Genomic DNA, 7,280 nt, shown 5'->3' with positions numbered 1-7,280 from the left:
TCCAATAGGGGACAAAAGACTCAGCCAGCCCCCTCACCACACCGGACATGGTCCGTTCCGGACGCGTCCTCCTCACCTCAGTTAAATCCTCAATCGACCTCCACCACACGCATAATATTCGTATCCGCTGCCGGTGAATGGCGGTTGGCATATGTCACAACGCCTGCCGTCGCTACGACAATATCTCCCGTTTCTACAATCTTCTTCTCCTTCAGAAGCTCAATCGAAGAATAGATCAGAACGTCGGTTGACTCGGCGCGTTTGGCGTGGAACGGTTTTACTCCCCAGTAGAGCTGCATCTGCCTTACGGCCGACATGCTCGGGGAAAGTCCTGCGATAATTGCATTCGGGCGCCATTTGGAAAGCATCCTGGTCGTAAATCCGCTGATACTCGGCGCCACAATGACGCGGGCTCCCAGATCATGGGCGGTGGATACGGAGGAATAGCAGACGGCGTTGGAGATGTTCTTTACATTCTCCGCGCTGACTTTTCTCTTCTGATAGGAAAGGTAATCGAGATGTTTCTCGGAATCTTCCACAATCTGGCTCATCATCCTGACTGCTTCCACAGGATAATGGCCCATAGCCGTCTCTCCCGACAGCATCACGGCATCCGTTCCGTCGTATACGGCATTGGCAACGTCCGTCACCTCCGCACGCGTTGGTCTCGGGTTCCGGATCATGGAATCCAGCATCTGGGTGGCCGTGATAACGACCTTGCAGGCCTCATTACATTTTCGAATCAGCATCTTCTGGATATAGGGAACTTTCTCGGCCGGAATCTCGACGCCCATGTCTCCGCGGGCAACCATGACGCCGTCGCTTGCCTCAATAATCTCATCGATATTCTCGATTCCCTCTGCATTCTCAATCTTTGCAATAATCTGCATCGTGGAGCCGCCGTCCTCGATAATCCGGCGAATCTCCCTGATAGCGTCCGCGTTCCTTACAAAGGAGGCTGCGACAAAGTCAAAACGCGCCTCGATACCGAAGCGGATGTCATCCTTATCTTTATCCGTCAGGGCCGGAAGCTTGATTTTTACATTCGGGACATTGACGCCCTTCTGCTCTCCCAGTTCCCCTCCGTTGACGATCGTACAGACAATCTCCCGGCCGTTTACCGCTTCGACGTCCAGTTCAATCAGTCCGTCGTCGATCAGAATCTTGTCGCCTTTCTTCACGTCTTCCACAAGACCCGAATAGTTGATATATCCTTTCTTATCATCCCCAACGATTTCTTCTGTTGTGAGGATGTATGTTTCCCCTTCTTTCAGCATAACCTTACGGCCGTCTTTCAGTTTTCCGGTACGGATCTCCGGCCCCTTTGTGTCAAGCAGGGCTGCAATCGGAAGATCCAGCTCTTCCCTGACGCTTTCAAGAATTCTGAGGCGTCCCATATGCTCCTCGTAGTCCCCATGCGAGAAGTTAAATCTGGCTACATCCATACCGTTTAAGGCAAGCTGTTTCATCACTTCCCTGTCGTTGGTATTCGGCCCCATGGTACAGATAATCTTTGTTTTCTTCATCGGTCAATATTCCTCCTGTCACCGTTTTGCATCTTTTTCAGGTCTTTTCTCTATTCTAAATATAATATAACCTATGTTACTGCATTTCTTTCAGCTCTTCTTCACTTACATGTTTATGAGTATATAAATGATCCATGCAATATTCAAGGCCGCCCGCGCATTTTGAACAGTACCTGAATTCCAGGCCCGGATTGTCCTTCTCCGTTCTTCCGCATACGGCGCATTTATGATGGGACAGAATAATCTTCTGCACCTCGGCCTTCTTCATCTGGGATTTAAATTCCTGCTTTCTCTTCACTTCTTTCGGATTAATCTGCCTGTAGTTTCTCGTCATCAGGAAGAAAATCACAAAGTTCAGCATGGACAGGCCGATTCCAATCCTGGAAACGATTCCTCCGAAAAAGAAATCATAGACGAACTGGGCCCCGATAAAGATACCAAGCCATTTTGCCTTAATCGGCAGGATTCCCATGAGCCAGAACTGCATCTCCGGAAATGTGGCCGCAAATGCCAGCAAAAGAGACTCATTCAGGTAATACGTGGTCAGCGGATAGGAAACCCCCGTCACAAAATAAATGATAAATGCCGCCAGAACATGGCCGAGAACTCCCATAAAGAAATAAACGTTGAACCGGAATGCTCCCCAAGTGCGCTCCAGCGTCGTTCCCAGCGAATAGTAAAGATACATTGCAATCAGGTTAAACAAAATTCCCGATGCGGGCGGGCAGATTAAAAACGTCACGATTCTCCACACCTGGCCGCGAAGAATGGCTCCTGCATCCAGGGACAGGTACATATAATAGAACATCGGGTTAATCAGATTCAGCAGAATCCCTGCCAGATACATGATGATAATATAGTACATCAGATTGCGGATTGCATACTTCCCGTACTTATATTCCATTTTCCTAAAAAAGTTCATAGTTCACATCCTTTTCTTCATTAAAAGGCCGCAAAAATGCCTTTTGAATTCTAATTATAGATACCGGTGCCTGCTTTGTCAAATGTATTTAAATGTATACAATAAGCAGACCCGGAAAGCGGTTCGAAGACCTCCCATATTCCGACCGGCGGCAGCGGACAAAAAGCGTCTTTTTACCCCTTTTTTCGACCGGCATTAACTGCTTTGTAACACCGTTTTAACAACGCTTCTGCCTTTCTTCCAAATGTCGTCCGCAATAGGCAGAATTAACAAATAAGCGCGTTTTTTAGCGGCTTTTTAACGCATAGGATCAATTGTTTTCTTTCCTATTCTATGTTAAACTTAGGCCGAATACATGTGTAATACAAAGGAGGGAAGGGGTAATCCCCGACTGATCATGAATTCTAATAAAAGATTAGGAATCGACATAGGTTCCACCACAGTAAAAATCTCCATCATTGACGATGCGGGCGAAATTCTCTTTGCCGATTACGAGCGTCATTTTGCCAATATCCAGGAAACCCTCTCGGGTCTTCTGAAAAAGGGCGCCGATACTCTGGGCAATCTGAATGTAGAACCAATGATTACAGGTTCAGGCGGTCTGACACTATCCAAACATCTGGGTGTTCCATTTGTCCAGGAAGTCGTAGCCGTAGCCACATCCTTAAAAGACTTTGCTCCCCAGACCGATGTTGCCATCGAGCTAGGCGGAGAAGACGCCAAAATAATTTATTTCACCGGTGGTATCGATCAGCGGATGAACGGAATCTGCGCCGGGGGTACCGGCTCTTTTATTGACCAGATGGCCTCTCTGCTTCAGACAGACGCATCCGGCCTGAACGATTACGCCAAAAACTATAAATCCATCTACCCGATTGCCGCCCGCTGCGGTGTCTTTGCAAAATCCGACATCCAGCCGCTCATTAACGAGGGCGCCACGAAGGAAGATCTCTCCGCCTCTATTTTCCAGGCGGTTGTTAACCAGACAATCAGCGGCCTGGCCTGCGGCAAACCAATCCGCGGCAACGTGGCATTCCTCGGCGGACCGCTCCACTTCCTGTCCGAGCTGCGCGCGGCATTTATCCGGACACTGAATCTGGGCGAAGACCAGATCATTGCCCCATCCCACTCGCATCTTTTTGCCGCCGTGGGAGCTGCCATGAACTCGGAAGGTAAGGCTACGGTAACACTCGAAGATATGATTGAACGTCTCTCCCACGGCATCAGGATGGACTTTGAAGTCAACCGTATGGAGCCTCTCTTTGAAAACCATGAGGCATACGACGAGTTCACAAAGCGCCATGAGAGCCACAATGTGAGAAAAGCCGATTTATCGGCCTATGAGGGCAACTGCTATCTCGGCATCGACGCCGGTTCCACCACCACAAAGGTGGCCCTGGTCAGCGAGGACGGAGCTCTCCTGTATCATTTCTACAGCAACAATAACGGAAGCCCGCTGGCGACCGCAATCCGCGCCATGAAGGAGATCCATGAGATTCTTCCCGAAAAGGCAAACATCGTATATTCCTGTTCCACCGGCTACGGCGAGGCGCTGTTAAAGGCGGCGCTGATGCTGGATGAGGGCGAGGTTGAGACCATCTCCCACTACTATGCGGCCGCGGCTTTCGAGCCGAATGTGGACTGTATTCTGGACATCGGCGGACAGGATATGAAGTGTATCAAGATCAAGGACGGCACCGTGGACAGCGTACAGCTCAACGAGGCCTGCTCTTCCGGCTGCGGCTCCTTCATCGAAACCTTTGCGAAGTCTTTAAACTACAGCGTCATCGATTTTGCGAAAGAAGCTCTGTTCGCAAAGAACCCGACCGACCTCGGAACGCGATGCACCGTTTTTATGAACTCCAACGTAAAGCAGGCCCAGAAGGAGGGAGCAACCGTCTCCGATATTTCCGCAGGCCTCGCCTACTCCGTCATCAAGAATGCGCTGTTCAAGGTAATAAAAATCACCAGCGCCGAGGATCTCGGACACCACGTTGTCGTACAGGGAGGCACGTTTTACAATGACGCCGTCCTCCGGAGCTTTGAGAAAATCGCCGGTTGTGAGGCCGTGCGTCCCGATATCGCCGGAATCATGGGCGCCTTCGGAGCCGCTCTCATCGCCAGGGAACGCTACGATGAATCAAAGACCACCACGATGCTCCCGATGGATAAGATTTTAAATCTTTCCTATGAGACCAAGATGGCCAGATGCCAGGGCTGCACCAATCACTGCGTCCTGACCATCAACCGTTTCGACGGCGGCCGCCAGTACGTAAGCGGAAACCGCTGTGAACGCGGCCTCGGCGGCACAAGGGCCAAACGTGACGTCCCCAACCTATTTGACTATAAATACCACAGAATGTTTGACTTCGAGCCTCTGACCGCCGATATGGCGCCCCGCGGCACCGTAGGAATCCCGAGAGTCCTCAACATGTACGAGAATTACCCGTTCTGGGCCGTTTTCTTTAAAGCATTGGGATTCCGCACCGTCCTCTCCCCTCAGTCCACGAGAAAAATCTACGAGCTGGGAATTGAGACGATACCAAGCGAGTCGGAATGTTATCCCGCCAAGCTGGTACACGGTCACATACAGTGGCTGATTAAACAGGGAATTGAGTACATATTCTACCCCTGCATCCCTTACGAGCGCAACGAGACTCCCGATGCAGGCAACCACTTTAACTGCCCGATGGTCACCTCCTATGCAGAGAACATCAAGAATAACGTCGAGGAGCTGACCGAGCACAGGGTGAAATTCTCCAATCCGTTCATGGCTTTTACCGATGAAGAGATTCTGACCAAACGCCTGATTGAAGTCTTCCGTGAAGATTTCTCCATTCCGGAACAGGAAATCCGCGATGCGGCTAAGAAGGGCTGGAAAGAACTGATTGACTCCAGAAAAGACATGGAGAAAAAGGGCGAGGAAGTTCTGAAGTGGATGAAGGAAACGGGCCATCACGGTATTGTCCTGGCCGGCCGTCCTTACCATGTGGATCCGGAAATCAACCACGGAATCCCGGAGCTTATCACCTCCTACGGTTTTGCCGTACTGACGGAGGATGCCGTTTCCCATATGGGCCGTGTGGACCGCCCACTGATCGTCACCGACCAGTGGATGTACCACTCCCGCCTCTACGAAGCAGCGTGCTTTGTCAAGAATCAGCCGAACCTGGATTTAATCCAGCTCAACTCATTCGGCTGCGGCCTGGACGCCGTCACCACCGACCAGGTGAATGATATCCTGACGCGTTCCGGCAAGATTTACACCCTGCTCAAAATCGACGAGGTCAACAACCTGGGAGCCGCCAGAATCCGCGTGCGTTCCCTGATCTCCGCAATCCGTGTCAGGGAGATGAAGCATTACCACAAGTCGGCCGTATCAAGCGCATACAGCCGTGTCTTCTTTACCAAAGAGATGAAGAAGGATTATACCATCCTCTGCCCGCAGATGTCCCCGATTCACTTCGAACTGATCGAGAAAGCGGTCAGGAGCTTTGGCTACAAGCTGGAGGTTCTGCAGAATGCGGACCGCAGGGCCGTCGACACGGGACTGAAGTATGTCAATAACGACGCCTGCTATCCTTCCCTGATCGTAGTGGGGCAGATTATGGACGCCCTGCTCTCGGGCAAATATGATTTAAACCGCACGGCCGTGATTATGAGCCAGACAGGCGGCGGCTGCCGTGCATCCAACTATATCGGTTTTATCAGGCGTGCCTTAGAGCGTGCCGGTATGCCGCAGATTCCCGTTATCTCCTTAAATGCCAACGGCATGGAGACCAATCCGGGATTCAAGATTACACTGCCCCTGATTACAAAGGCAATGCAGGCGGTTGTATATGGAGATTTGTTCATGCGTGTGCTCTACGCCACCAGGCCATACGAAGCGAAGCCCGGTTCGGCCAACGCACTCCATGAAAAATGGCGGGATATCTGCCAGAAGTCTCTCTCCAAACGCGCTCCGAACATGATGGAGTTTAACAAAAACCTCCGCGGTATCATTAAAGACTTTGATGAGCTTCCCCGCAGAAACGTCGTAAAGCCGAAGGTGGGCATTGTTGGGGAGATCCTTGTAAAGTTCTCTCCTCTCGCCAACAACCATGTGGTGGATCTGCTGGAATCCGAGGGTGCGGAAGCCGTTATGCCGGATCTTATGGACTTCCTGCTGTATTGTTTCTACAACAGTAACTTTAAGGCGGATAACCTGGGCGGCAAACGCTCCAGCGCTTATCTCTGCAATATGGGAATCTCACTGCTTGAGTATTTCCGCCGGACGTCCAGAAAGGCGCTGGAGCGGAGCGTACACTTCATGCCTCCCGCCAAGATCGACGACCTGGCCTCCATGGCCGCCCACTATGTCTCCATCGGCAACCAGACCGGAGAGGGCTGGTTCCTCACGGGAGAGATGCTGGAGCTGATCAAGAGCGGAACAAAAAATATTATCTGCACCCAGCCGTTTGGCTGTCTGCCGAACCATATCGTAGGCAAGGGAGTCATCAAGGAACTGCGCCGCAGCCATCCTGAGGCCAACATCATCGCCATCGATTACGACCCGGGCGCAAGTGAGGTCAACCAGTTAAACCGTATCAAACTCATGCTGGCAACAGCACAGAAAAACATCGGCAAACCGGGAGAAGTTTCCTAGTTTCCCTAAACTGGAAATTTTTTACTGAGTTTCTTCCAATTTTTTGCTGACAATTTTCTTCCAACATGGTATACTAGGAGTACTTGATGAGTTTTTTCGAATCCAGTATGAGTCACACCTAAATACTTAGCGGGGTTTTTCCGAGCTTAGCATTTACGGTGTACTATAAATACTTGATGATGTATTT

The 7,280-nt window shown here is 50.7% G+C and carries 3 protein-coding genes; 1 reads left to right on the top strand and 2 read right to left on the bottom strand.

The genetic code is table 11. The annotated features are described in order from the left end of the window. Window positions 1-89: 89 nt before the first annotated feature. Both pyk and QZT18_RS03310 read right to left on the bottom strand, forming a co-directional pair. Window positions 90-1,526 (bottom strand): pyruvate kinase, encoded by a 1,437-nt coding sequence (gene pyk, locus QZT18_RS03315; RefSeq protein ID WP_294144193.1) that lies wholly within the window; start codon window positions 1,524-1,526, stop codon window positions 90-92. Between the two features lie 76 nt (window positions 1,527-1,602). Next, window positions 1,603-2,448, bottom strand: a complete 846-nt coding sequence (locus QZT18_RS03310) for a rhomboid family intramembrane serine protease (protein ID WP_125143975.1) — start codon at window positions 2,446-2,448, stop codon at window positions 1,603-1,605. 397 nt (window positions 2,449-2,845) lie between these two features. Between QZT18_RS03310 and QZT18_RS03305 the strand changes: the two genes are divergently transcribed. Continuing rightward, complete coding sequence (locus QZT18_RS03305; protein WP_366925785.1) at window positions 2,846-7,093, top strand: acyl-CoA dehydratase activase-related protein; 4,248 nt, start codon at window positions 2,846-2,848, stop codon at window positions 7,091-7,093. Window positions 7,094-7,280 lie beyond the last annotated feature (187 nt).

The sequence above is a fragment of the uncultured Clostridium sp. genome, assembly GCF_900547735.1.
Classification (GTDB): domain Bacteria; phylum Bacillota; class Clostridia; order Lachnospirales; family Lachnospiraceae; genus Otoolea.
Note: the sequence above shows the minus strand (reverse complement) of the source record. Positions and strands in the feature narration are given on the sequence as shown.